This window comes from Paenibacillus sp. FSL H8-0122 (assembly GCF_038005345.1).
Lineage (GTDB): Bacteria > Bacillota > Bacilli > Paenibacillales > Paenibacillaceae > Paenibacillus_AQ.
The window spans coordinates 2,439,878-2,465,844 of the sequence record NZ_JBBOTB010000001.1; the positions used below are offsets into that span (position 1 = coordinate 2,439,878).

The following is a 25,967-nucleotide window of genomic DNA, read 5'->3' on the forward strand; positions in this document are numbered from 1 at the left end:
TAATGAGGTGAACTAGGTGAACGGACATGTAGCGGCGGCAAGCAGCGGACGGGAAGAACGCAGACCGTCCAGGCAGATTAACATTGTGCTGAATAATCAGGCTCCGGCCCCGGTGTCCGGCTTGCCGGCTGATAGCGCAGGCGGCACGGCAGCTCCCAAGCCCGGCAGCCATAGCGGACTGTTCCAGGAGCTGAGCCGGGAGCTGGATGCACTTGTAGGTCTGGATAACATCAAAGAGCTGGTCTTCGAGATCTATGCCCTGCTGCAGGTGGCCCAGATGCGCAGTGAAGCCGGACTTGCCACCGGAGGCCAGGCCTACCATATGGTATTCAAGGGCAATCCGGGGACTGGCAAAACCACGGTTGCACGGATTGTGGCGAAGCTGTTCCAGCGGATGGGTGTGCTCAGCAAAGGGCATCTGATTGAAGTAGAGCGCGCAGATCTGGTAGGCGAATATATCGGACATACTGCCCAGAAGACGCGGGATCTGGTAAAAAAAGCGCTCGGCGGTATTCTCTTCATCGATGAAGCTTACAGTCTGGCCCGGGGCGGAGACAAGGATTTCGGCAAGGAGGCCATCGACACTTTAGTGAAATCGATGGAGGACCACCGCAGCCAGTTTGTCCTGATTCTGGCCGGGTATTCCGGCGAGATTGACTATTTTCTGATGAGCAATCCGGGTCTGCCCTCGCGGTTTCCGATCCAGGTTGAATTTCCCGATTATACCATCGACCAGCTGCTGCAGATTGCCGAGCTGATGGCCAAGGACCGTGATTATATTTTGATGCCGCAGGCCATACTCAGACTCAAGCAGCATTTGCTTATGGAGAAGACAGAGAGTCTGCATGCTTTCAGCAATGCAAGGTATGTACGCAACAGTATTGAGAAGGCGGTACGCGCACAGGCTGTGCGGCTCTTGAACCAGTATGAGAGTACAAGTCCGGGCAAGCAGGAGCTGATGACGCTGCGGACCGAGGATTTCAAAGGATAGTCCAGGAAGAATAGATGAGGAGCATGGAACGAATGGCAACTACAACACATGACACAGAGACAGAAGTGCAGGACCGGGCGATTCTTGTCAGTCTGGTAACTGACAAGATCAAACGCACCGGGATCGACCCTGAGCTCTCGCTCCAGGAGCTGGTACAATTAGCAGAGACCGCCGGGGTAGAGGTGCTGGATGTATTGCGGCAGAATAAGGAGACCCCCGATTCCAGGTGGTTTATCGGTAAGGGTAAGGTGGAAGAGCTTCGGATGGCCGCTGACGGGCTTGGCGCGAATACCGCGATCTTCGATCAGGAGCTGTCCGGGGCGCAGGTGCGTAATCTGGAAGAGGCACTGGATCTCAAAATCATTGACCGCACACAGCTGATTCTCGATATCTTCGCCGGACGCGCGAAGACCCGGGAAGGGATCATCCAGGTAGAGCTGGCCCAGCTGTCTTATCTGCTGCCGCGCCTGTCCGGGCAAGGCAAGAATCTGTCGCGTCAGGGAGGCGGAATTGGTACGAGAGGTCCCGGAGAGAGCAAGCTGGAGACGGACCGCCGGCATATCCGTGACCGGATTACCGAGCTGAAGCGCCAGCTGGATGAGGTGGTCAAGACCCGTGAGCTGCACCGTGAACACCGCCGCAAGAGCGGTGCGGTTCAGGTGGCACTGGTAGGCTATACCAACGCGGGCAAATCCACGCTGCTGAAGCAGCTGACCGATGCCGATGTGTACATCGAGAACCAATTGTTCGCTACCCTTGACCCGACCTCGCGTGTGCTTCAGCTTCCGGGCAGCAAGGAGGTCGTGCTTACGGACACCGTCGGCTTCATTCAGAATCTGCCGCATGATCTCGTAGCCTCCTTCCGCGCTACGCTGGAGGAAGTGAATGAAGCCAATCTGGTGCTGCATGTGGTGGATTCCTCTTCTCCGATGCGTGAGGAGCAGATGGAGGTCGTTCAGAGTATTCTGCAGGATCTGGGCGCGGCAGGCAAGCCGCAGATCGTATTGTTCAACAAAATCGATCTGTGTCAGCCGGAGCAGCTGGAGATGCTCCCGACCGGTGAGGGCTTCCTGAAGATCAGTGCTTTTAATGAGGAGGACCTCTCACGGATCACGGAGATCATCAGCGATCAGCTGGCCGGGGATACTCTAATCTTCCGCATTCCCGGTGACCGCGGGGATCTGTCCTCTCTGCTCTACCGGGTGGGCGAGGTGCTTGAACAGGATTATGATGGAAGCGATGTACTCTATAACGTGAGGCTGAATAAAGAGGATTACGATAAATGGAGCTACAAGCTGGCTGAATTCGTGGAGCCGCAATAATGGCTTATCTGACCCGCTGGGAGTTGGCATGAACCGCTAAGATAGGAAGCATTCATAGCCCGCATAGCAACAGTCTGCTTCGGATATTGATCCAGGCAGGCTTTGTTGTGCGGGTTTTCCAGGAATCGATGCCTATCAGGCTGTACATCACTTGCGGAAGCGGGGCATCATTATACAGAATGTTAGGAGAGATTAAGGGGACATGGCAGGATTTGCAGAGGATTTATTACAGGCAGCGGAAGCTGCAGAGCTTGAAATTGAAGGTGCAGTCAAGGCGCTGGACCGGATTGTGGATCATAATCAGTGGAAGGTGATCGAAGCCTTCCAGCGTCAGCATGTGAGTGATTTTCACTTCGCAGGTTCTACTGGTTATGCCTACAATGACCGGGGGCGTGAGGTGCTGGATCTGGTCTATGCTGAAGTATTCGGTGCGGAAGCTGCGCTAGTCCGGCCGCATTTCGCTTCAGGAACTCATACCATATCAACCGCTCTGTTCGGTGTGCTGCGGCCCGGAGATGAGCTTCTGTACATTACAGGACGCCCCTATGATACGCTGCACAAGGTGGTGGGGAAGCCAGGAGACGGGAGCGGCTCTCTGGCGGATTTCGGCATCGGCTACCGGGAGACAGCGCTGACAGAAGAGGGGAAGGTTGACTGGGAGGAGGTCGCCTTAGCAATAAATGACAAGACCAAGGTCATCGGAATCCAGCGTTCGCGCGGCTATGACTGGCGTTCCTCCTTCACGGTCGCTGAGATTGGCGAGATGGCAGCGCGGGTAAAAGCCATTAAGCCGGATGTGATCGTATTCGTGGATAATTGCTATGGAGAGTTCACCGAGACGCTGGAGCCGCCGCAGGTTGGCGCTGATCTGGTAGCCGGTTCGCTGATCAAGAATCCCGGCGGCGGAATCGCCGAGACCGGCGGTTATATCTGCGGCCGTGCAGAGCTGGTGGAGCTGGCGGCCTACCGTCTGACTGCCCCTGGAATCGGCGGTGAGGTAGGAGCGATGCTCGGCACGACGCGCGGCCTGTATCAAGGCCTGTTCATGGCCCCGCATACGGTGGGACAGGCTGTGAAGGGAAGTATCTTCGCAGCGGCGGTATTCCAGCGCTGCGGCTTCACCACCAAGCCTGCCTGGCATGAGCCGCGTACGGATCTGATTCAGGCGGTGGCTTTTGACGGACCCGAGCATCTGATTGCCTTCGTACAAGGTATCCAGCGCGCAGCAGCGGTAGACAGCCATGTCGTGCCTGAGCCTTGGGACATGCCGGGGTATGAGCATCTAGTCATCATGGCTGCCGGGACATTCATCCAGGGCGGAAGCCTGGAGCTGTCAGCCGACGCGCCCATCCGCGCACCGTATATCGGGTACATGCAAGGCGGATTAACCTATTCTCATGTCAAATACGGGGTATTAATGGCTCTTCAGAGCATGAGGGAGCGCAAGCTGCTGTAGTTCTCGAACACATAGGAGGCAGAGGCCGATGTACGAAGCAGAAGCAATCGAGGGATTGTTGCAGAAAAGGAGTGCGGACAAGGCTCCACTAGTCGTCATGATGTGCGGAGTAGCGGGTTCGGGCAAAACGACTTTTGCGCTTAAGCTGGAGCATGAAGGGTTCGTCCGGCTGTCCATCGATGAGGATATCTGGAGTACATATGGCCGCTACGGGATAGATTATCCTGAGGAGGAGTACGAATCCTTGAAGGAACAGTCGGAACGCAAGCTGCGCAAAGAGCTGGTGCAGCTGGTTCAGGCGAAGCGTCATGTGGTGGTGGATTTCAGCTTCTGGCAGCGGCAGCGCCGGGATGATTACAAGCATCTGATCGGGGAGTATGGCGGGAAATGGGCTGTGATCTTCCTCAAGGTACAGCCTGAAGAGCTACGGCGGCGGCTCCTGTTAAGAAGCGAGCGGATGGATGCCAATGCGGCATTCACCATTACCGAGGAGATTCTGACCCGTTTCCTGAACGGATTCGAGACTCCGGCTGGAGAAGGGGAATGGGTCGTTGAAGCGTGACATGCCATGAAACATGTACAGTAAGCCTTTAAGGCCCCCGCAAAGCATCTATTTCGTCATCGGAACTAAAGCCCTGTTATGTGGGCGGATTTTGCCTGCGGATTGCTCTTTGTGATATACTTCGGGGAACCAAATCCCATGCATCGGACACTTTGATCTGTTAATCTCACAATGGGTGAAAGAAATCTTGTGAGAAAAACTCACATACCATTGACACGCCATATAAGGAAATGTACAATGAGATGAGAAAAAGATCATTGGAAGGTTGGATGAGTCATGGGTGATGAAATCCGCAGAAATATGGCATTATTTCCGATTGGAATCGTAATGAAGTTAACAGATCTATCCGCCAGACAAATTCGTTATTATGAGCAGCACAGCCTGATCGTACCTGCGCGTACCTCCGGCAACCAGCGTTTGTTCTCTTTTAATGATGTGGAACGTCTGCTTGAGATCAAGGCGTTGATTGAGAAGGGTGTTAATATTGCCGGCATCAAGCAGGTGATGAATCCTGTCTCGAAGGAATCTGAAGAAGCTACGGTTATTACCCCTGACACAGAGGTGAGACGTAGAGAGTTGTCTGATTCGCAGCTTCACCGTCTGCTGAAGCAGGAGCTGGTTTCCGGTAAAAGACCGGGACAAGTGTCTCTGATCCAAGGTGAGCTATCCCGGTTTTTTAATAAATAATATAGAGCTGTTGAAAGGGAGAGGGTAACGTGAGCTTTACTAAAGAGGATATTCTGCGCATTTCCAAGGACGAGAACGTCCGGTTTATTCGCCTGCAATTCACCGATTTGCTGGGAACGATCAAGAATGTAGAGATTCCGGTAAGCCAGCTTGAAAAAGCACTCGACAATAAAATGATGTTCGATGGCTCGTCCATCGAAGGTTATGTGCGGATTGAAGAATCCGATATGTATCTGTATCCGGACCTGAGCACCTGGGTTATCTTCCCTTGGGTGACTGACAGCCGTGTGGCACGTCTGATTTGTGATGTGTACATGCCGGATGGCACACCGTTTGCCGGAGACCCGCGTGGTATCCTCAAGCGTTGTCTGCAGGAAGCGGAAGAAATGGGCTTTACAGCTATGAATGTCGGACCGGAGCCGGAATTCTTCCTGTTCAGAACAGACGAGAAGGGCAATCCGACTACAGAGCTGAATGACCAGGGTGGATATTTCGATCTGGCGCCAATGGATCTTGGGGAGAACTGCCGCCGCGAAATCGTATTGACACTGGAAGAGATGGGCTTTGAAATTGAAGCCTCCCACCACGAAGTGGCTTCCGGCCAGCATGAAATTGACTTCAAATATGCCGATGCCATCAAGGCAGCGGATCAGATTCAGACCTTCAAGCTTGTCGTGAAGACGGTAGCCCGCCATCACGGCCTGCATGCAACCTTTATGCCTAAGCCGCTGTTCGGTATGAACGGATCTGGTATGCACGCTCACCAATCCCTGTTCAAAGGCAAAGAGAATATGTTCTACGATGAGAGCGATAAGCTGGGCCTTAGCAAGACTGCCCGTTATTACATGGCGGGGATTCTGAAGCACGCACGTGCTTTTGCAGCGATCACTAACCCGACTGTCAACTCTTACAAACGTCTGGTGCCTGGTTATGAAGCACCTTGCTATGTAGCCTGGTCTGCAAGTAACCGTAGCCCGATGATCCGTATTCCGGCTTCGAGAGGACTCAGCACACGCGTTGAGGTTCGTAACCCGGACCCGGCGGCTAACCCTTACCTTGCACTGGCTGTTATGCTGAAGGCAGGTCTGGATGGAATCAAGCGTCAGCTCGATCTTCCGGCTCCTATCGACCGTAACATCTATGTGATGTCCGAAGAAGAGCGGATCGAAGAAGGCATCCCAAGTCTGCCAGCCGATCTGAAGGAAGCCCTGAACGAAATGATCCGCAGCCACGTGATCACAGAAGCCCTCGGCGAACACGCCCTGGCCCACTTCTACGAGCTGAAGGAAATCGAATGGGACATCTACCGGACCCAGGTTCACGAGTGGGAAAGAGATCAGTACATGACATTGTACTAGGATACAGTAGCCCCCGGCGCTCTAAGCGCCGGGAGCTTTTTTGTATGTGGACGCGGGAGGATTTCTTTTTGTTTTTAACGATGTTCTACTCCAAAATAAAGGACTGTCCCATTAGCCATTTCATGGCTTTTGGAACAGCCCCTTGTAATTCATCTTAGCAATGCCGCCGGCGTTTTTTATGCTTACAAACGATAATCGCTTTTTGACCCGGGTGCAGTTTTACGACAATTACTTTTCGATGCTTCGGGCAAGACATAGTAGCTGCCTCCTATTGATTTGACATATAACAGAATATGTTCCTGGGATCAATATGGAGTGGACGTAGTTACTACACTTCAATAAAGGGGCGGGTTAACCAACCTCTCCTCGAAAATTGTTCAATCCCCACCAAGCCCCTGCAAATTAGAGGGGAATTGGAGCCACTGTCTCTTTTTGCGGGGACAGGAGCGGTAGGCGAATATATTATTATTTTCGTTCCTTTGTGGTTTTGGTCTACCAAATAAAATCTCAAAAAGCTCCCATCACTTTTATCATAATTAAATGTGTACGTTTCGACGGAACTTAATAAGTACGTATCCCGACTATTAAATACGTCACCCATTATGGTTATAGCTTTTGTTTTGAGAAAGAGGCTTGGGCATTATCTGCGAAAGAGGTACCAGGTAGGCAAGCTAATGCTACAACAGACAAAACTATCAAAAATAGATAAATGAAAGCTCAATCCATAAAATAGAAAGCTATAGGATAATTAAAAATGATCGTAAAAAATGAAAGAGATCAGTACATGACGCTTTACTAGGATACAAGCAGCCCCTGTCGCTATACACGCTGGGGGCTTTTTATATTTTTTTAGAGAGTATGATTTACATCTGTCCGGGGATCTAGTGCTCTTACGTATGTGGGGGCCAGGATGTATGCGGAAAACAGAATACAATGGATCGCCGGGGAGGTGACAAGGCCCAGTGTATACGGAAAAGCGAATACATTGGACAGTGGCGAGGACATGAGGGCCAAATGTATGCGAAAAACCGAATACAATGGGTGTCACGTAGACGACCAGGCCCAATGTATGCAAAAAACCGAATACAATTGGCGGCAGCTAGGAGATTATTTTATATTGTGCTGAAGACATACCAAAAGAACAGGCTTCCTAAAGCTAGCACAGCAGTCATACCAAGCAGCACTCCAATAATGACTTTTTCAGATCTGTTGTATTTCTTCAATTTGATCACCTCAACAAACTCTAATATAAAAAACCAACAGCTCTCTTTTACCGAGAAATAAATCCCGGACTGCTGTTGGTATATGGAACTGAACGTCTCTGATTAGGTTAATGTATGATTATATATTTTGGTGATCCTTATGATGAAGATTCCTATATTCATTCTTTGTTAAACCAAACAACATAGAATCATGATATTTACCATTGATATAGAAGATTTGACGTCGGACTCCTTCTTGAACGCATCCTACTTTTCTAAGCATAGCAGCCGATGCCTTATTTGCGTCCAGAACATAATCATTAAATTTATTAAGTCTACGCTCGAAAAATGCATATTTTAAGAGCATGTGCACTGCCCTGGTACCGTAACCCTTACCTCGATAGGGATGATCAATTACAATACCTATGCTGAAAGTACCATTCCTCTCGTCAATGCTGTTTAGATTAATACCACCTACCGTTTCACCATTCATATTTTCAATAGTAAACATGATTCGGCCATTAGTGGATGAAAATTCAACGTTCTCTTCAACGAATTTCTTCGCATCCGAGATTGTAGGCGGCAATTCAATAGTACATTCCAGAAAACGACGGGCAGGGGTATCGAATGCAGTTAAATATATACTTTCCCAATCCTCAGCCTCTATTGAACGCAATCTAATTTCATCATCTTGCCAATAATAGTTTGTATAATCTATATTTCGCATAAGTACACCTCCAAATAATATCACGATTCTATAAGTTTATCTCATGAAATATATATTTTGGAGGTGCTTTTTGATTATAAGTAATCTTAACATGATGACATTACTTAGATGGTGTAGTTCTAAGATTATTGTTCAAAGTCAAACGGGGGGCGGAAGATCTGCTACATTAGTATATAAGTTATTCCGAAGTATGTTTATAAAAAAGGCGCCTACTACCACCAAGCGTAGTATGTGCCTAGCTGCTTTGTAAGTTGGTTGATCGTAGGGAGGATCTCTGGCGAATATTCGCTGATCAGAACACCTTGGATGAGCGGCATAGCCTTAAGCGAAAATCCATTCACGTTCCCTCCCAGGTTTTATAGATTATTCTTCAATGGGAACCGGGGACCGGAAGGCATACCATAGCAGTCCATAAGCTATTCCGAAGTAAAGGATTACACCCAGTATGGATATGGACAGAAGAATGAGGATAACTTTATTTCCATTCATACATTTATCTCCTACATAAAAAAACTCTCCCGATTTTTAGTATGGGGGAGAGGAGTGAAGATGACGACTGAGCAAAGCCCTTACATCATAATATAAAGGAATTATAACTTCAGATCAATCCATTTTACATACTATTCCATCTCCTATATACTTAACCAGAAGAGAATCCTAGTGGGAGTTATGGGAGCGGATGATGAAGAATACATATAAGATTATGCTTTCGCTGATGCTCATCCTGGCGTTGATAGGTCCGGTGGCTGGGGCGGAAGGAGCGGCTGTGCCAGCGGAGACCCAAGCGAGGCTTATGGAGCAATATGGGCTGGATGCGCCGCCTCTGCCGGTGTGGAATTGGAGCAGCATGGATGTCGGGGGCAGTGGTATTAGCAGTGGGATGCTGTTCGTGTACCGGATGATGTTGAATCCGCTGGGGGTCATGCTGCAAGAGATACTATATATTCTGTAGTAGAGGGGGAAAAGAATGAATTCGCGTTATGATGCGCCAAGCCCTGCACGCAGAGTCCGCAGGAGATCGGGCGGTAAGTCGTTACTGGTCCTTATCCTTGTTCTGATTGTGATGGCGGTTACGAATCCGGGAAAGGAAGCATTCAGTGAATATTCTGTAAAGAATCTGGAAAATACGCTCGGTCAGGAAATAGGCGACGGAATTACCAAGCAGGTGGCCCAGCCTGTAATTGAGTCTTTGACCGTGAGGGATAACTACATTTTGTTCTCAGTATTCAGTGTACCGGACCTTAAGAATACCAATTTTTTTACCCGGGATGGCGGGGCCACGAAGAAGTATATTGGATTGTTCAAAATCCTTTTTATTAAGCTGTAAATATGGTTTACATATTGTTCCATGACCCGGTATAATTGAATAGATTCGAGACGGAATCTTTAATATGGTTGTGGAACAAGGAGGAACGAAGTTGAATACGGCTTATAAAGTACTGTCCAGTGATGCTGATCTATTCGCTGCCGCACTGGCACAGGTACAGGTCTACGTCGTTCAGCTGGTTGATGGCAAACCGCATGTGATTGCTGATTATGCCGGACCTGTACAGAAATGGACACCGGAGTACATTGTGCTGGCCGGAATGACTTATAGACGCGATGAATTTGAATTCCGGGTACGATTGAACAAGAAGTAAGCAGATTCGCTGCCCACTACCTGCAGCTCTAACTAACATTACTGCCGAATCACACAATCTTTGGAGCCATTCTTGGCATCTCTTATACTATCCAAGTGTAAAAGAGGTGTAAAGATGAGCCAAAGAGAACGTAACCGGATTCGCAGAGCCATTAATGTCCTGCTGACACAGCGGGCTGTCCTGCTGGAGAGACTGGAAGAAATCAATGAGAATCTGCGTAGAGTGCCTAGAGGTTCGCGGGCCAGAAGAGAGCTGCTGGCAGCCAGAGAATCGATCCGCGAGGCCATTCGTTTGAATACAGTGGCTATCCGTCTGTTGAGAAGTGTGCTGTAGTCTGTATCCTCTCTAATTCATAGGAGTCACAGGAACCCTTGGGGCGCAATCTGGCGTCTCAAGGGTTTTTGTGACTCCTATTCTCGGATGGTGACACGGGTACCTATGGGAACGAGGGCGGCTAGAGCCAGAACATCTGCATTGTACATACGGATACAGCCGTGAGAGACCATATGGCCGATGGAGGAGGGGTCATTGGTTCCGTGAATGCCGTAATGCGGCTTGGACAGTCCCATCCAGAATGCACCGAACGGGCCGCCTGGATTGGGCTGTTTGTTAATGATGGTGTATTCGCCTACAGGCGAGACGGTTAACATTTTGCCGATGCCGACAGGGAAGCCTCTGGTGACAACGTCATTATCCAGCAGGTACAGCATGCGCTGTGACAGATCGACGATAATTCGGTAATTGGGCATACAGATCAGCACTCCTTTGTAACAGGATATGTGCGGAGCTATGCAGCGGTTCGCAGAAAAAATGGCCAAAAAGCCAAATGCAAACATTTGTTCTCATTCGGCTTTTTGGCCACTATACGAAGTGAAGTGAACATACAACAGGCTGCTTCGCATGGTGCGGAGCAGCCTGTTCTTAAGCGGGGAGTAGATTAGTGGATATCGCGGAATAATCCGATGACCCGGCCCAAAATCGTAACGCGGTTGAGGCGGAGAGGCTCGTACGCCGGATTCTCCGGCTGCAGCCTGATATGATCCCGTTCTTTGTAGAAGGTCTTGACAGTTGCTTCATCCTCTTCGGTCATCGCTACAACAATATCGCCGTTGTCGGCAGTCTGCTGCTGGCGCACGATGACATAATCCCCGTTCATAATTCCGGCATCCACCATACTGTCACCAAGGACAGATAGCATAAATACCTTGTTATCGCCTACATAATGAGCAGGCAACGGGAAGTAATCCTCGATATTCTCTGTAGCTGTAATAGGAACACCAGCTGTAACCTTACCCACTACCGGGATGCGGGTAACGGTCTGGACGAATTGATGCACATTCTCTGAATCTTCCTGGCCGAGTAGTTCAATGGCACGCGGTTTCGTTGGGTCACGCCGGATCAGGCCCTTCTTCTCAAGCCGGTCCAAGTGACCATGCACGGTGGAACTGGAGGCCAGTCCGACAGCCTCGCCAATCTCGCGGACGGACGGAGGATAACCCTTGCTGCGGACTTCATTACGTATAAATTCCAGGATCGCCAGCTGACGACTAGAAATCTTTGACATCGGTATCAACCCCATATACTATGTTTGGGAAAATTATAACATAGAACTTCCGTTCGTACAAACATAAGTTCTAAAATGAGGAAAATAAGAGAACGGAAATAAAGAGAACAAATGTTCCGAAAAAACTATTGATCGAAACACATGTTCGTGTTATATTATTTTCGAAAGCAAGAACATGTGTTTGGAGGATGATAATCATGTTAAAGTATAGTACATACAACAGCATCTACAATAATGAGGATATCAAGGTGTCCGCTCCCGGTAATCCAACTGCTCATAGTAATGTAACCAAGATCAAGGGGGCGATTCTTCATAGTCTCTCTGCGCTATCATCGCTATTCCGTCAGGTCAGCCTGATGAAGCTGGTTCTGGTGCTGATGCTTGTTATTTCGGGATTCACTGTGGTGGGGAATGTTTTTGCCGGTTCGGTCTCTTCAATGAAGCCGGATAAGCGGATCGTAGTCGAACGCGGGGATACCTTATGGAGTATTGCGTTAAGCAACAAGCCTGAGGACATGAAGACAGCCGTATATATAGAAGGAATAATGAAGAGTAATCATTTGGAGAACAGCTTCATTAAGGCCGGAGATATTCTGACTTTACCTTTATACTGAAGGAATGCAGCAGGCTAATGATCGACTCGGAGAGCTTTCAGGGGGTAGACCTTGACAAGCTCTTTTTCTCATGGCAAAGTTAAAATGAATTTAGAGGGAGGGAAACGTATTGAATATTGACGAATTGGTCGCACGCATCAATGAATTGGCACGCAAAGCTAAGAACGGCGGCCTGAATGAAGAGGAACTGGCTGAACGTGCCAAGCTCCGCGAGATTTACCTGGGGAATATCCGCACTAACTTTCGGGCCCAGCTTGATACCATCGAAATTGTGGACAATCCGGAGCATGAAGAAGGCAATAACGGACTTAAGCATTAGCCTGTTGCCTTTTCATAGATAATACAGGATGACTAGGGGGAACTTACATGGCCCGTTCTTGGGAAAGAATGGTTCAACGCAACACCAAGCAAATTAACCAGCAAAGAAAGAAGCAGGGGAAGGACTCCATTTACACTTCCAGCACTAAGACTGCTGCGAAAAGCATCGATATTTTCAAAGGCCGCAATATTGTATTCCCCGTTGTACTGATGCTGCTTGGCATCATGTTCTGGGTGGTCGGCTCAATTGACGAAGCCAAAGGAAGCCGGATTCTGGCCAACTGGCTGGGTGTAGTGCTGTACTTCCTGCTTGCTGCGCTGCTGTTCTTCCGCCGTCCCTTCCTTAAGGTTGAGCGTGCGCGTATCTCTACTATTAAATACAACCGCGAACGCTTCCTGGCTGCGGCGGATATTGAGAAGATCACTTTATCGCGCAGTGTAGTTACTATTAAGTATAAGGGTAAGCGCAAGCAGTGGATTTTCTCCAAGCTGATTAACCGATATGACACCGCTGCGATGGGGGAACGCCTGGAGCAGTTCGCCAAGAACAACAACATTGAGGTTGTGCACGAATAGGAAGACAGACCAGCATATAGGGAGTGGAAGAACAAATGCCGATTACCGCCGTACTATTTGACCTTGACGATACTCTGCTGTGGGATGACCGCAGTGTGGAAGAAGCCTTCCGCTATGCTTGTGAGGCTGCTGGAGATTCCGTTGATCCGCAGGAGCTGGAAGCTGCTGTACGCAGAGAAGCCCGTGCCCTCTATGAATCCTATGAGACGTATCCGTTCACGAAGCTGATCGGAATTAACCCATTTGAAGCGCTGTGGGCGAACTTCACTGCCGGTGAGCAGCCGGAGTTCCGTCAATTGGAACAGCTTGCCCCCGTCTACCGCAAGGAATCCTGGCGCCGCGGCCTCGCCGCACTCGGGGTAGAGGATGAAGCGTTGGCTGCACAGCTGGCTGATAAGTTCGCCGCTGAGCGCCGTAGCCGTCCCTACATCTATGAAGAGACACTTCAGGTGCTGAACGAACTGCGCGGTAAGGTGAAGCTGCTGCTGCTGACGAACGGCTGCCCGGCCCTTCAGCAGGAGAAGCTGGATGGTGTGCCGGAGCTTACCCCGTATTTTGACCACATTGTAATTTCGGGAAGCTTCGGCAAAGGCAAGCCGGACAAGGGAATCTTCGAGCATGCGCTCGGACTGCTGGATATTACTCCGGAACAAGGGATAATGGTGGGCGATAAGCTTACGACAGATATTCTTGGCGGCTTGTCTGCCGGATTGACCACGGTCTGGATCAACCGCAACGCGAAAGCTTCGGACCCGGAGATTACGCCGGATTACCAGATCAGCCATCTTTCAGAGCTTCTGCCGCTGGTAGACTCCCTATAATTCAAACATCTGTGTTTTTAAAACTGCAAAAGGTCAAAGAGCAACGGTCCTCCCGTCACTGGAGAATTGTTGCTCTTTACTTTTTTATTTGAAAACCCATGTGCGCACCATCAAAGATATGACTATTCTCATGTTAACGAGTGAATCATGCAGCTTCTTTAAGGCAAATTGAATAAAATGTGTATAATAAGAAGAGCAGCGATCTGACTTTCATTGTAATATAGAATTGATATGTTCGTGGATGAAGAAGAATCTACCTATGAACCGGGAGGACTTCAGATGATGAAGCCAAGGATACGCAGGGGACTTATATGCATTATAATGGGGATGACGCTAGCCGGATGCTCGGGGAATAAGGAAGATGAGATGCAGATGCATGCTGCGGCCAATTCCTCCATGTCACCGATTAAGGTGGAGCTGAGCTGGACCCCGGAGGAAGTAACCGCAGGTACGGCAGTTAGCTTCAAGGCTGTGGTGACACAGGACGGTGAACCGGTTGATGATGCGAGAGAAGTAATGTTTGAAGTCAACGAGGCAGCGGATAAGACCCGGAAGGTTGAAATCACGGGTGAAAGTGCTGGAGAAGGGGCTTATGTCGGGGAATATACCTTTGAAGAGGCAGGCGAATTCAGTGTCACTTCACATGTGACTGCCCGGACGCAGCATTCCATGCCAAGCAAGCAACTGGTGGTAGCGCCTTAAAAGAAATGAAATCAATGAAATACAAATAATGCAGGGTGGAAAGGAAGGCTTTCCGAAATCCCTTTATTCTGCTAAAATTACTCTAATGTTTCACTGGGGGGATGGAAAGTGGCTAAATACACACTTGCTGAGAGCTTGCAGCAGCGCATATTGATACTAGATGGAGCTATGGGTACCATGATTCAACAGGTGCCGCTCACCGGTGAGGATTTCGGCGGGGATGACCTGGATGGCTGTAATGAAATGCTGGTCCTGACCCGGCCGGAGGTTATTCAGGACATTCATGAGAAATACCTGGAGGCCGGTGCAGATCTGATTGAGACGAATACCTTCGGTGCCACTTCAGTGGTGCTTGCCGAATATGATATTCAGGACCGTGCCCGGGAGATTAACCTTGCAGCCGCCAGACTTGCACGTAATGCCGCTGATAAATATGATACACCGCAGCGCCCGCGTTATGTTGTAGGAGCTATGGGACCGACCACCAAGACGCTTTCCGTTACCGGGGGAGTCACCTTCAAGGAGCTTATAGACAGCTATGAAGAACAGGCGGTTGCCCTGATCGACGGCAAGGTGGACGCGCTGCTCCTGGAGACATCCCAGGATACCCTGAACGTGAAGGCTGGAAGCATTGGCATCCGTAACGCCTTCGAGAAGAGCGGAATTACACTGCCGGTGATGATTTCAGGAACGATTGAACCTATGGGAACTACACTTGCCGGTCAGAATATAGAAGCCTTCTATATTTCGCTGGAGCATCTGAAGCCGGTGTCCATCGGACTGAACTGTGCTACCGGACCGGAGTTCATGCGGGATCACATCCGTTCGCTGTCCGCGATCTCTTCAGCGGCCGTCAGCTGCTACCCGAATGCAGGTCTGCCGGATGAGAACGGGAATTATCATGAATCCCCGGATTCTCTGGCCCGTAAGCTGGGCGGCTTCGCTGAGAAGGGCTGGCTGAACATTGCCGGCGGCTGCTGCGGAACGACTCCTGATCATATCCGGGCGATGGCTGAAGTGATGGCGGCTTACCCGCCGCGTAAGCTTGACGGCCAGCATCCTCCGGCTTTGTCGGGGATAGAGCCGGTGTACGTGGAGAGTGAGAACCGTCCGTATATGGTCGGTGAACGGACCAATGTCCTCGGTTCCCGGAAGTTCAAGCGTCTAATCGTCGAGGGGAAATATGAGGAAGCTTCGGAGATAGCCCGTGCCCAGGTGAAGAGCGGCGCACAGGTTATTGATGTCTGCGTGCAGGACCCGGACCGGGATGAGACGGAAGACATCATGCGGTTCCTGGAGCTGGTGGTGAAGAAGGTCAAGGTGCCGTTAATGATCGATACGACGGACCCGAAGGTCATTGATCTGGCCTTGCAGTATTGTCAGGGTAAAGCGATCATTAACTCCATTAACCTTGAAGATGGTGAAGAGAAATTCGAGCATGTCACACCTCTGATTCATAAATACGGAGCAGCGATTGTAGTAGGCACCATCGATGAGACCGGTCAGGCCATCCTGGCTAAGGACAAACTTGAGGTTGCCAGACGTTCCTATGATCTGCTTGTCAACAAATACGGTCTGGCTCCCGAGGATCTGATCTTCGATACCCTTGTGTTCCCTGTTGGAACCGGGGATGAGCAGTATATCGGCTCCGCGAAGGAGACGATTGACGGCATCCGTCTGATCAAGGAGGCTATGCCTGCTGTTCACACGATTCTCGGGATTAGTAATGTCTCCTTCGGTCTGCCGGAAGCCGGCCGCGAGGTGCTGAACTCAGTATTCCTGTACGAGTGCACCAAGGCCGGTCTGGATTATGCCATTGTGAACACCGAGAAGGTGGAGCGGTACGCATCGATCCCTGAAGAGGAGCGCAAGCTCGCAGAAGAGCTGATCTATAATACGAATGACGACACCTTGTCAGCGTTCGTGGCGGCTTTTCGCGGCAAAAAGGTCGAGAAGAAGGAGAAGATCTCCAATCTCTCCCTGGAGGAGCGCCTAGCTTCCTATGTGGTAGAAGGCACTAAGGAGGGACTGATCCCGGATCTGGATGAAGCGCTGAAGACCTCGCCTCCGCTGGAGATTATTAATGGACCGCTGATGGCGGGGATGTCTGAGGTCGGACGGCTGTTCAATAACAATGAATTAATCGTGGCAGAGGTGCTCCAGAGTGCGGAGGTCATGAAGGCCTCTGTAAGCCATCTGGAGCAGTTCATGCAGAAGGATGAGACCTCGGTTAAGGGGAGAATCATGCTTGCGACCGTCAAGGGTGATGTGCATGATATCGGTAAAAACCTGGTCGAGATTATTCTCTCCAACAACGGTTATGAGATCGTCAATCTGGGGATCAAGGTTCCGCCAGAGAATATTATTGAAGCCTTCCGCAAGGAAAAGGCTGACGCCATCGGCTTGTCGGGACTGCTGGTGAAGTCGGCGCAGCAGATGGTGCTGACTGCGCAGGATCTGCGGTCCGCCGGGATTGATGTGCCGATTATGGTGGGCGGTGCAGCACTGACCCGCAAATTCACCAAGACCCGAATCCGTCCGGAGTATGACGGGCTCGTCTTATATGCCAAGGATGCCATGGACGGTCTGGATATCGCCAACCGGCTGATGAACCCGCTGGAGCGGGTGAAGATTGAGGAGGAGGTCCGCGAGGAGGCTGAGGCTGCCGTAGCTGTCGCTCCGCAAGCGCCGCTGCCCGAGCTTACGCGCGCAGTCCGCTCCAAAATCTCGGCTGATGCTCCGGTGTTCATCCCGCCTGATCTGGAGCGTCATGTCCTGCGGAATTATCCGCTGGGACATGTGATTCCTTATGTGAATATGCAGATGCTGCTCGGCCATCATCTCGGTCTGCGCGGCTCTGTAGAGGCGCAATTGGCAGCGCGGGACCCGCGTACGGTAGAATTGAAAGAGACCGTGGACGATATTCTGCATCAGGCGATGCTGGAAGGCACGATTGTGCCGCATGCGATGTATCAGTTCTTCCCGGCCCAGTCACGCGGGAATGATATTCTGATCTATGATCCGCAGGATCAGGCCAAGGTGCTGCATACCTTCACCTTCCCGCGCCAGAATGTGGAGCCGTATCTCTGCCTTGCTGATTTCCTGAAGCCAGTGGAGAGCGGAGTCATGGACTATGTTGGCTTCCTGGTGGTTACTGCGGGACATGGTGTCCGTGAATTATCGACTGAACTTAAGGATAAGGGTGATTATCTCCGTTCCCATGCTCTGCAGGCAGTCGCTCTTGAGGTCGCGGAGGGTCTGGCTGAACGTGTCCATCATATGATGCGCGATACCTGGGGATTCCCGGACCCGGCAGATATGACTATGAAGCAAAGACATGGCGCGCGTTACCAGGGCATCCGTGTATCCTTCGGCTACCCGGCCTGCCCGGATCTGGAGGATCAGGGGCCGTTATTCAAGCTCATGAAGCCTGAGGATATCGGCGTGCAGCTTACCGAGGGCTTCATGATGGAGCCGGAGGCTTCGGTCTCGGCGATGGTCTTTGCCCACCCTGAAGCGCAGTACTTCAATGTGGAGAAGCTCTGAGCCTTCCGCATGCTTACCGGTCAGAAGGGGCTATGCCCCGACTTTTCGGAACCTCCCGTTACCGGGAGGTTTTTTGCTGCAAATATAAGAATTTATATGTTCACGCTATACGGCAAAGCCGTTTCCACTAGAAAAGATGCTTTTGCAGCAAAAACAGAGTAGAATTCTTGTCATAAGAACAGACAAGATCACAAAAAATAATAAAGACATCAGGATGAGAGAGGGGAGGGGCATAATGGAAATCTATTTTCTCGGAACGAATGCCGGGGTGCCGACGCTGCAGCGCAATGTGACGTCGGTTGCACTCCGGCTGCTTGAAGAACGGCGGACCTTCTGGATGTTCGACTGCGGGGAAGGGACACAGCATCAGGTTCTGCGCTCGCCGCTGCGGCTGGGCAAGCTGGAGAAGCTGTTTATCACCCATCTGCACGGTGATCATCTGTTTGGCCTGCCCGGACTCATCTCCAGCAGGGGCTACCAGGGCGGGACTTCACCGCTTACGGTGTACGGACCTCCCGGGCTCAAGGCATATCTTGACATATCGTTATCTGTCAGCCAGTCCCGCATTCCTTATAAGCTGGAGATTGTGGAGCACAGCGGCGGGCTGATTTTTGAGGATGAGACCTTCAAGGTGGAAGCGGGACTGCTGGAGCACCGGATTGACAGCTATGGCTACCGGGTAACGGAGAAGGACAGTCCGGGTAATCTGAATACAGAACTGCTGAAGAGCTACGGACTGAAGCCGGGACCATTATATGGCCGGTTAAAAAAAGGCGAGGATATCACTACCGAAGAAGGCGTGTTGATTCGGGCGGCCGAGGTGATTCATGCACCCAAGCGCGGACGCATCGTAGTTATTCTGGGAGATACCCGGCCTTGTGCGGGCTCGCTGCCGCTGGCGCAGGATGCCGATCTGATTATTCATGAGGCGACATTTGCCCATGGCCTGGCGGATATGGCTCATCAATATCATCACAGCACGGCACAGCAGGCTGCGGAACTGGCAAGGGATGCAGGCGGGGCTGAGCTGATCTTGACCCACTTCAGCTCGCGTTACACTTCGCAGGAGGAGCTCGCTCCGCTGCTGAAGGAAGCACAGGAGATCTTCCCGAATACACTGCTGGCAGAGGAGTTCTGCACCTTCCCGGTCTACCGGAGAACCCCTGGAAATGACGCTGCGGACTGAATTATTTTCCGGGAAAGCGCAGGAAATGACAGGGCTGTGCCAAAAATAGCCGGGCGCTGCAGGAGTTCGCTAGCGTTCGACGAAGAACGTTAAATTTAAAGTAAAAGCTGAGGATTAAGCGTACGAAGCAGTAGAGAAAATGCCGAAACGAAGCGGCTAAAAATCGCAGGCAGGCGGGCAATAAATCCATTCACAGCGCGCTTCCCGGAGAAGCTGCCGCTGCTCTGAAATATAATTCATAGGGTTAATAATAAATAAGATGAATCACTTAATTCGAATCGGCAGGAGGAGTTATGAACAATATCGGAGGCTTGTTAATTGATCTGGATGGCACGTTGTATCATGGCGGCAGAATGATTCCCGGGGCCCAGCGGCTGATAGCAGCGCTTCGTGCGGCGGAGATTCCGTTCCTGTATGTGACGAACAACTCTTCCAGAACACCGGCGAGTGTAGCTGCACATTTGTGCGGAATGGGCATTGAAGCCAGGCCCGAGGAGGTCTGCACTTCAGCGCTGGCTGCGGCCCGTTACATTGCCGGAGAATCTCCGGGAGCATCCGTGGCGATACTTGGAGAAGAGGGGCTGGTGGAAGCCTGCACAGAGGCAGGGCTAACCCTGGTCTCCGAGCATCCGCAGGTTGTCGTGCAGGGGATCGACCGTTCTTTTACATATGAAGCACTGGCCCGCGCCTCGCGTTGGATTCGTGAAGGAGCCAGATTCGTCCTGACCAATCCCGACCTGATGCTTCCCTCCGATGACGGAGTGATGCCCGGTGCAGGTACGATAGGTGCAGCTATTGAAGCAGCCAGCGGAGTGGCGCCCGTGGTCATCGGCAAGCCCGAGACGCACCTGGTGACATATGCGACATCTCTGCTCGGCATCAAGCCGGAGGATGCGGTGATGGTGGGTGACAATATGAGAACGGATATCTTGGCGGGTGCCAATGCAGGCTGCCGGACTGTGCTGGTGCTTACGGGACTTACAACCCGGGATAATCTGGAGCATTACCAGCAGCTGACCGGAGTCAAGCCTGATGAAATTTGTACTGATTTAGCTGAACTTATGGTACTGCTCGGTGTATAATGACAAAGGTGACCATTTGACCATCCAAGAAGGGAAGATGACAATATGCCGGAATTGCCGGAAATGGAGAATTACAGAAAGCTGCTTAGCCAGCATCTAATAAACGTACCCATTACAGGGGTAACCGTAAATAGAGAAAAGACCATCAATATGGAGACTGAAGAATTCGTGAAAGGGCTGGTCGGGGCACGAATTGTATTCGTGGAACGCCGCGCCAAGCATATCCTCTTCCACCTGCATGACGGCCGCAGACTGCTGCTGCATCTGATGCTGGGCGGACTACTGTTCTATGGTACAGAGGAAGAACGTCCTGACCGTACTACACAGGTTGAGCTTGCGTTCGGTGAGCATATCCTTTACTTCATGGGACTGCGGCTGGGGTATCTCCATCTGCTGTCTGTTAAGGAAGGTGAAGCGGCAATGGGGAAGCTTGGACCGGAGCTGCTGGACCGCCGGATGACGGCCGAACGCTTCGCCGGACTGCTCAAGGGACGGCGCGGTGCGCTGAAGAGTCTGCTGGTCAACCAGCATGTTATGGCTGGAATCGGCAACTGCTACGCTGACGAGATTGCTTATGAAGCCCGTCTGCTTCCGTCTACGCTGGTTCAGAATCTGTCACCGGAAGCGGTGACCCGGCTGTACGACAGCGTGCGTAAGGTGTTAACGGAGGCCACTGAAATCGGCGGTTATATGGAAATGCCGTTCATGACCGGCGATACGGTGACCGGTTCTTATAATGATGCCTGTAAAGTGTATGACCGTGAAGGCGAGCCTTGCCTGCGCGGCGGGGGAACCATAGTGAAGACAGAGCTGTCCGGACGCAAGGTGTTCTATTGCCCGGATTGCCAGCATGACGCATAGCCCCTTCATAGGGGCACATGTCAGCATACGCGGCGGGTACGGGCAGGCTGCCCGGTCCGCCAGGGAGAGCGGTGCTACATGTTTTCAGTATTTTCCGAAGAATCCGCGCAGTCTGAAGCTGAAGCCGGTAGACTACCGCGATGCAAGCAGCTGCGCAGAATACTGCCGGGAGCAGGGAATGGCTTCCATTGCCCATACCCCGTATCCGACGAATCTGGCTGCCGGCCCGGGCGACAGAGAGGTGATGATTGCCTCCCTGCGCAACGATCTGGAGATTGCCGAGGCGTGCGGATCGGTGGGCATTGTGGTGCATTTCGGACATTTTGCCGGGATGGAGCCGTTACAGGGTTATCAAAAAATTATACAATGCATGAACGAGGTACTGGCAGACTGGACGGGACGAACCAAGCTGCTGCTTGAGAATATGGCAGGGAATCATGGGCATGAAGGCATGACGCCCGAAGAGCTGGTCAAGGTCCGTGAGCTGAGCCGCTACCCGGAGAAGATCGGCTTTTGCTTCGATACCTGCCATGCTTTCGCTGCGGGCATCTGGAACCCGGAGCAGACGGAGGAGCTTATCGCACGCGGTGAGCAGCTGGGGTACTGGGCGAATCTGGCGGCTGTGCATTTGAATGACTCCCGGTTTCCCTACGGCTCCCGGCGGGACAGACATGCCGGAATCGGCAGCGGATATATCGGGGGAGCGGCGCTTAGCCAGCTTGTGAAGATGGAGGCCCTGGCTGATAAAGTGATCGTTATGGAAACAGAAAAGGGACCGGATGGCACGCACAGAGCGGAGATTGCTGCTGTGAGGACCTGGTTTGAGTCGGGGGAGGATTGAGAATGAAGGAAATGAATCAGCCGGAGCTGCTGGAGCTGCTGGCCACGAAGGGCGAGCCGCTCGTCCTGTTCCTGCATACCCCGCTATGCGGAACCTGTAAGGCAGCCCGGCGGATGATTGAGGTGGCGGAGCATCTGCTTCCGCCTGGCCTTTTGATTGCTGAGGGGAATGTCAATAGGCTCCCTGATCTGGTGAACACCTATCAAATCTCAAGTGTGCCCGCTCTGTTGGCCGTATCTGCTGACCGCAGCGCTGAACCTGACATCATCTATTCCATTCACTCTGTTGAACGGGTGCTGGCATACATAAGGAGAGTGACATTATAATGATATCATTACAACATCTGTCCCTGCGCAGGGAGGAGAGCCTGATTCTTGACGATGTATCGCTGGATATGAAGCCGGGGGAGAACTGGGTCATTCTCGGGCGTAACGGCTCCGGCAAAACCACCCTGCTGGAAATGATGACCGGCTACCTGTTCCCCAGTAAGGGCTCTGTTGAAGTGCTGGGGTACAAGTATGGTCAATGTGATCTGCGCGAGGTGCGCAAGAGAATCGGTTATATCGGCCCGTCCCTGATGGAAAAGCTCTCGCTAACCGACCCGGTCTGGGAGGTTGTAGCTACTGGTGCCTATGCGTATTTACGCTTCTACCAGGAGATTCCGCAAAGTGTGAAGGACCGGTCGCTTAAACTTCTGGAGGAGATGAACCTCGGTGAACTGGCTTATCATCCGTTCGGCTTGTTATCCCAGGGGGAGCGCAAGAAGGCTATGCTGGCCCGCTGCCTGATCGCAGAGCCTAAGCTGCTGATTATGGACGAGCCTTGCGCCGGTCTTGATTTATATGAACGGGAGAAAATGCTCGCCGAGATCGACAAGCTGCGGCAGCATAATGTTGGAGTGGTGTATGTTACCCATCATGTGGAGGAGATTGTTCCGCTCTTCACTCACGTGGCGCTGATCCGTGACGGGAAGCTGGCAGGAGCCGGTCCCAAGGATGAGGTGCTGACGCAGGAGATGCTGATGGCTACCTATGATCTTCCGGTCAAGGTTGAATGGGATAACGGACGTCCCTGGATAAAAATAAGTTCTGGAGGCAAAGCGATTTGAACGATGTTACGGAAGACAAGAGTATTTCAAGATATATCTGCACGGCGAATCATGGCTTCGCCCCCTATGCACAGGAGGAGCTAAGACGCCTGTTCGGAGCGGTGAAAAGCACCTTGCTGCTGCCTGGAGAAATCTTCCTGGCCACGCTTGAGGCGGAGCCGGAGGAGGTAGCGCAGCGGCTGGCACAGAACCTGCCGGTCTTCCTGCGCCACATTCAGCCAGTAGATTTCCAGGACACCGGCGATCTGCCGGCTCTGGAACGGCTGGCGGTATACTTAAGCCGTCGTACGGAGCTGCAAGGCGAGAAGGTGTCGCTGCATGTCCGCAAAGGCCCGTCCTCCTTCTGGGAGCAGAGTCCCGGCGAGCTGCGTGAATGGCTGCAGGGCAGGCTTGACAGCCTGGACGCCGAGTTCACCGTGCAGGAGCCCGCTTGGGTGATCTCCATCTATGCGGACGGTGACGCGCTGTATGCCGGGGTATCCCGGCCGGAGGCGAACCTGTCCAGCTGGAATGGCGGCATGATCCGCTTCCGCAAGGAGGACGGACAGATCTCACGGGCCAAATTCAAGCTGATGGAGGCGGAGAAGGAATTCGCCATTCCGTTCTACAGCTTCAAGAATGCGGTCGATATCGGCGCTTCTCCGGGCGGCTGGACTTCGTTCCTGCTGGAGCGCGGTCTCAAGGTTACTGCTGTTGATCCGGCGCTGATGCACGAGTCCTTACGTAAGAATCCGGCACTCAAGATTCTGCGCAAAAATGCCGGAGAGGTCAAATTCCGTGAGAACGAATTTGACCTGCTGGTCTGCGATATGAGCTGGAGCCCCAAGCTGATGGCGAAGCTGGTCACTGAGCTGCTGCATAGCCTGACACCGGGCGGCAGCGCGATTGTTACCGTGAAGCTGATGCACAAGAAGCCCATGGCGGTGATCAAGGAGATCATCACCATGTTTGAAGGCCAGCGGATGCAGGTCCAGCGTGCGAAGCAGCTGTTCCACAACCGGGACGAGATTACACTTTATATGATTAAGTATTAATTCATATTTGCAGGATTATGGGAAAGCATCCCGCAGTCTGCACCTCCGGCTTCTTGCCGGTTCCGGTGCGGGCAGTGGGGGCTTTTTTTGCGTTATACAACATTCTATATGAACAGGCGGGGAAGAGATGGAATTCACAGGAAAGTTAAGTCCCGGACAGATTCTGGGAGGGCGTTATTATGTAACCGGGTTGATCGGGACAGGCGGAATGAGCCGGGTATATCTGGCGGAGGATATGCGGCTGCCGGGTATGCTGCGGGCCATTAAAGAGAGCGTCATCCGGGAGGGGAGTTATGGTGCGGGCGCCATTCAGGCGGAAGCGGAGCTGTTAATCTCGCTACGTCATCCGCTGCTCCCGCAGATTGCGGATTTCTTTCCGCCGGACGCTGACGGCTACACCTATCTGGTGATGGATTATATTGAGGGCATCACCCTGCATCAGTATATGGCAGAGCAGTCTACTTCAATGACGGGCGAGCGAATCCTAAGCTATGCGCGGCAGCTGCTGGAGGTGCTGCATTATTTGCACAGCCATGAGCCGCCGATCGTCTACCGGGATCTCAAGCCTTCGAATATCATGCTGACTGGAGAGCATGAGCTGAAGCTCATTGACTTCGGGATTGCGCGCAGGCTGAGAGGCGGCTCCGGTGAGGACACGGAGAAGCTTGGAACAGCCGGGTTCGCAGCCCCGGAGCAATACGGCGGCGGGCAGAGCTGCCCGGTGTCGGACCTGTACGGGCTTGGCGCGCTGCTGCTGTATATGGCCTCCGGCGGGGAGTTCAGCGCCTGGCAGCCCGGGATGGAGCGGAAGCTGCAGGGTCAGCTCCCGGACCGGATGATTCCGGTCATCAGACGGCTGCTGCGGCATCACCCGGAGGAACGGTATGGCAGTGCTGAGGAGGTAAGGAGGGTCCTCCAGCAGCTGAAGATTGGCGGTGCGGGGGAAGCTAGACATGAGCGGACGAACATACGCAAGGCTGCGGATGACCTACACTCGCAGCAATCGCCTGTGGTAGTGGCAGTATTAGGAGTGTCCCCCGGGATTGGGACCACGCATACCTCGCTTGCTGTCAGCCGCTGCCTGTCGTCCTCCGGACGGACGGCATGGGTAGATTGTAATCCCGGTTCGCAGGTATTTAACCGCATGAAGGAAATGGCGGGGAGCCCTGAAATAAACGGTGTTCAGGGGACACAGGTGCAACCGTTCAACTGGATGGGAGTGGACTACTGGAGGCTGCTCCCTTCGGAGGGACTCCCGCAGGTGCCGGAGCAAGCCTATGCTTACATCGTCATGGATCTTGGAACCGGCGGCGGTGAGGGGGCGCTGGAAGCGTTCACAGGCAGCAGCTTCCCGTTGTTGATTGCCTCCGCTGCGGATTGGCGGCTGGAGGATACCCTGCACTGGCTGCGCCGCAGAGGCCTGATTCCCCGGCCGGAATGGCGGATCTGCCTGCCGCTGGCCGGGGAGCATACTGTAGCGCTGCTGGCCTCCCTGCTTGAACCTGCGAGCGTATACAGCCTGCCGCTTCAGCAGGACCCTTTTCAGAGTAAAGGAAAGCTGGTTCAGGCCATTAGGGGGCTGATTGGACCGCTTAAGGGTGCCCGTTTTCCTGCAAAGAATATTAGATTGTTTCAGAAAAAGTGCTGAATGCTCAGAGATTTTTGACAGTTTTTCAGAAATCGGGCTTTATTTCTATTTCAGTGCAGGGTGCAGGTGTGCTAAAATGGAGCGATATCTATAATGATTGAACCTCTTGGTATTTACAATA

The 25,967-nt window shown here is 52.1% G+C and carries 27 protein-coding genes; 24 read left to right on the forward strand and 3 right to left on the reverse strand.

The window, feature by feature from the left end; genetic code table 11:
• Positions 1-16 precede the first annotated feature (16 nt).
• The 6 genes from NSS64_RS10720 to glnA all read left to right on the forward strand — a co-directional run bounded on the left by NSS64_RS10720 (position 17) and on the right by glnA (position 6,376).
• Entirely contained in the window at positions 17-991 is a 975-nt protein-coding gene (locus NSS64_RS10720) for an AAA family ATPase (protein WP_209880048.1), read from the forward strand.
• 32 nt (positions 992-1,023) lie between these two features.
• Positions 1,024-2,313, forward strand: a complete 1,290-nt coding sequence (gene hflX, locus NSS64_RS10725) for a GTPase HflX (RefSeq protein WP_341140060.1) — start codon at positions 1,024-1,026, stop codon at positions 2,311-2,313.
• A gap of 202 nt (positions 2,314-2,515) precedes the next feature.
• Positions 2,516-3,769, forward strand: coding sequence for a methionine gamma-lyase family protein (locus NSS64_RS10730; protein ID WP_341140061.1), 1,254 nt, complete (start codon positions 2,516-2,518; stop codon positions 3,767-3,769).
• Between the two features lie 28 nt (positions 3,770-3,797).
• Positions 3,798-4,331: an AAA family ATPase gene (locus NSS64_RS10735; protein ID WP_341140062.1), complete on the forward strand. Its 534-nt coding sequence runs from the start codon at positions 3,798-3,800 to the stop codon at positions 4,329-4,331.
• Between the two features lie 276 nt (positions 4,332-4,607).
• The gene (locus NSS64_RS10740) at positions 4,608-5,018 is read left to right on the forward strand and encodes a MerR family transcriptional regulator (RefSeq protein ID WP_019910684.1); all 411 of its coding nucleotides are present in this window, start codon (positions 4,608-4,610) and stop codon (positions 5,016-5,018) included.
• A 29-nt stretch (positions 5,019-5,047) separates the two neighbouring features.
• Positions 5,048-6,376 (forward strand): type I glutamate--ammonia ligase, encoded by a 1,329-nt coding sequence (gene glnA, locus NSS64_RS10745; protein WP_036724635.1) that lies wholly within the window; start codon positions 5,048-5,050, stop codon positions 6,374-6,376.
• Between the two features lie 1,341 nt (positions 6,377-7,717).
• On the opposite strand, the gene NSS64_RS10750 is transcribed toward glnA, so the two are convergent.
• Positions 7,718-8,305, reverse strand: coding sequence for a GNAT family N-acetyltransferase (locus NSS64_RS10750; protein WP_341140063.1), 588 nt, complete (start codon positions 8,303-8,305; stop codon positions 7,718-7,720).
• A 679-nt stretch (positions 8,306-8,984) separates the two neighbouring features.
• Between NSS64_RS10750 and NSS64_RS10755 the strand changes: the two genes are divergently transcribed.
• The 4 genes from NSS64_RS10755 to NSS64_RS10770 all read left to right on the forward strand — a co-directional run bounded on the left by NSS64_RS10755 (position 8,985) and on the right by NSS64_RS10770 (position 10,278).
• Positions 8,985-9,257, forward strand: coding sequence for a hypothetical protein (locus NSS64_RS10755; protein ID WP_341140064.1), 273 nt, complete (start codon positions 8,985-8,987; stop codon positions 9,255-9,257).
• Between the two features lie 15 nt (positions 9,258-9,272).
• Positions 9,273-9,632 (forward strand): hypothetical protein, encoded by a 360-nt coding sequence (locus NSS64_RS10760; protein ID WP_341140065.1) that lies wholly within the window; start codon positions 9,273-9,275, stop codon positions 9,630-9,632.
• A gap of 91 nt (positions 9,633-9,723) precedes the next feature.
• Entirely contained in the window at positions 9,724-9,945 is a 222-nt protein-coding gene (locus NSS64_RS10765; RefSeq protein ID WP_036695469.1) for a hypothetical protein, read from the forward strand.
• 114 nt (positions 9,946-10,059) lie between these two features.
• Positions 10,060-10,278, forward strand: coding sequence for a hypothetical protein (locus NSS64_RS10770; protein WP_036695468.1), 219 nt, complete (start codon positions 10,060-10,062; stop codon positions 10,276-10,278).
• A gap of 77 nt (positions 10,279-10,355) precedes the next feature.
• On the opposite strand, the gene NSS64_RS10775 is transcribed toward NSS64_RS10770, so the two are convergent.
• Together NSS64_RS10775 and lexA are read right to left on the reverse strand one after the other, a co-directional pair.
• The gene (locus NSS64_RS10775) at positions 10,356-10,694 is read right to left on the reverse strand and encodes a L,D-transpeptidase (RefSeq protein ID WP_076079347.1); all 339 of its coding nucleotides are present in this window, start codon (positions 10,692-10,694) and stop codon (positions 10,356-10,358) included.
• A 188-nt stretch (positions 10,695-10,882) separates the two neighbouring features.
• Complete coding sequence (gene lexA, locus NSS64_RS10780; protein WP_036695466.1) at positions 10,883-11,509, reverse strand: transcriptional repressor LexA; 627 nt, start codon at positions 11,507-11,509, stop codon at positions 10,883-10,885.
• Positions 11,510-11,706: 197 nt separating this feature from the next.
• Between lexA and NSS64_RS10785 the strand changes: the two genes are divergently transcribed.
• The 14 genes from NSS64_RS10785 to NSS64_RS10850 all read left to right on the forward strand — a co-directional run bounded on the left by NSS64_RS10785 (position 11,707) and on the right by NSS64_RS10850 (position 25,846).
• Positions 11,707-12,123 carry a LysM peptidoglycan-binding domain-containing protein gene (locus NSS64_RS10785; protein ID WP_341140066.1) on the forward strand — a complete coding sequence of 139 codons (417 nt, stop codon included), beginning with the start codon at positions 11,707-11,709 and terminating at the stop codon, positions 12,121-12,123.
• A gap of 109 nt (positions 12,124-12,232) precedes the next feature.
• Positions 12,233-12,442, forward strand: a complete 210-nt coding sequence (locus tag NSS64_RS10790) for a DUF896 domain-containing protein (protein WP_036695465.1) — start codon at positions 12,233-12,235, stop codon at positions 12,440-12,442.
• A 47-nt stretch (positions 12,443-12,489) separates the two neighbouring features.
• Positions 12,490-13,017 carry a hypothetical protein gene (locus NSS64_RS10795; RefSeq protein ID WP_341140067.1) on the forward strand — a complete coding sequence of 176 codons (528 nt, stop codon included), beginning with the start codon at positions 12,490-12,492 and terminating at the stop codon, positions 13,015-13,017.
• 35 nt (positions 13,018-13,052) lie between these two features.
• Positions 13,053-13,838 (forward strand): HAD family hydrolase, encoded by a 786-nt coding sequence (locus NSS64_RS10800; RefSeq protein WP_341140068.1) that lies wholly within the window; start codon positions 13,053-13,055, stop codon positions 13,836-13,838.
• A 279-nt stretch (positions 13,839-14,117) separates the two neighbouring features.
• Positions 14,118-14,540, forward strand: a complete 423-nt coding sequence (locus NSS64_RS10805) for a FixH family protein (RefSeq protein WP_341140069.1) — start codon at positions 14,118-14,120, stop codon at positions 14,538-14,540.
• 168 nt (positions 14,541-14,708) lie between these two features.
• Positions 14,709-18,086, forward strand: a complete 3,378-nt coding sequence (gene metH, locus NSS64_RS10810; RefSeq protein WP_445667837.1) for a methionine synthase — start codon at positions 14,709-14,711, stop codon at positions 18,084-18,086.
• 235 nt (positions 18,087-18,321) lie between these two features.
• Positions 18,322-19,272: a ribonuclease Z gene (gene rnz / locus NSS64_RS10815; protein WP_341140071.1), complete on the forward strand. Its 951-nt coding sequence runs from the start codon at positions 18,322-18,324 to the stop codon at positions 19,270-19,272.
• 293 nt (positions 19,273-19,565) lie between these two features.
• The gene (locus NSS64_RS10820) at positions 19,566-20,354 is read left to right on the forward strand and encodes a TIGR01457 family HAD-type hydrolase (RefSeq protein ID WP_341140072.1); all 789 of its coding nucleotides are present in this window, start codon (positions 19,566-19,568) and stop codon (positions 20,352-20,354) included.
• 45 nt (positions 20,355-20,399) lie between these two features.
• Complete coding sequence (locus NSS64_RS10825; RefSeq protein WP_340940291.1) at positions 20,400-21,215, forward strand: Fpg/Nei family DNA glycosylase; 816 nt, start codon at positions 20,400-20,402, stop codon at positions 21,213-21,215.
• Complete coding sequence (locus NSS64_RS10830; protein ID WP_340993192.1) at positions 21,205-22,056, forward strand: deoxyribonuclease IV; 852 nt, start codon at positions 21,205-21,207, stop codon at positions 22,054-22,056. The genes NSS64_RS10825 and NSS64_RS10830 overlap by 11 nt, the downstream gene beginning before the upstream one ends.
• Positions 22,057-22,058: 2 nt before the next feature.
• Positions 22,059-22,382, forward strand: a complete 324-nt coding sequence (locus NSS64_RS10835) for a thioredoxin family protein (RefSeq protein ID WP_340993191.1) — start codon at positions 22,059-22,061, stop codon at positions 22,380-22,382.
• Positions 22,382-23,164, forward strand: a complete 783-nt coding sequence (locus NSS64_RS10840; protein ID WP_341140073.1) for an ABC transporter ATP-binding protein — start codon at positions 22,382-22,384, stop codon at positions 23,162-23,164. Before NSS64_RS10835 ends, NSS64_RS10840 begins: the two co-directional genes overlap by 1 nt.
• Positions 23,161-24,198 carry an SAM-dependent methyltransferase gene (locus NSS64_RS10845; protein WP_341140074.1) on the forward strand — a complete coding sequence of 346 codons (1,038 nt, stop codon included), beginning with the start codon at positions 23,161-23,163 and terminating at the stop codon, positions 24,196-24,198. Before NSS64_RS10840 ends, NSS64_RS10845 begins: the two co-directional genes overlap by 4 nt.
• 127 nt (positions 24,199-24,325) lie before the next feature.
• Positions 24,326-25,846, forward strand: a complete 1,521-nt coding sequence (locus NSS64_RS10850) for a serine/threonine protein kinase (RefSeq protein WP_341140075.1) — start codon at positions 24,326-24,328, stop codon at positions 25,844-25,846.
• The last annotated feature ends 121 nt before the right edge of the window (positions 25,847-25,967 follow it).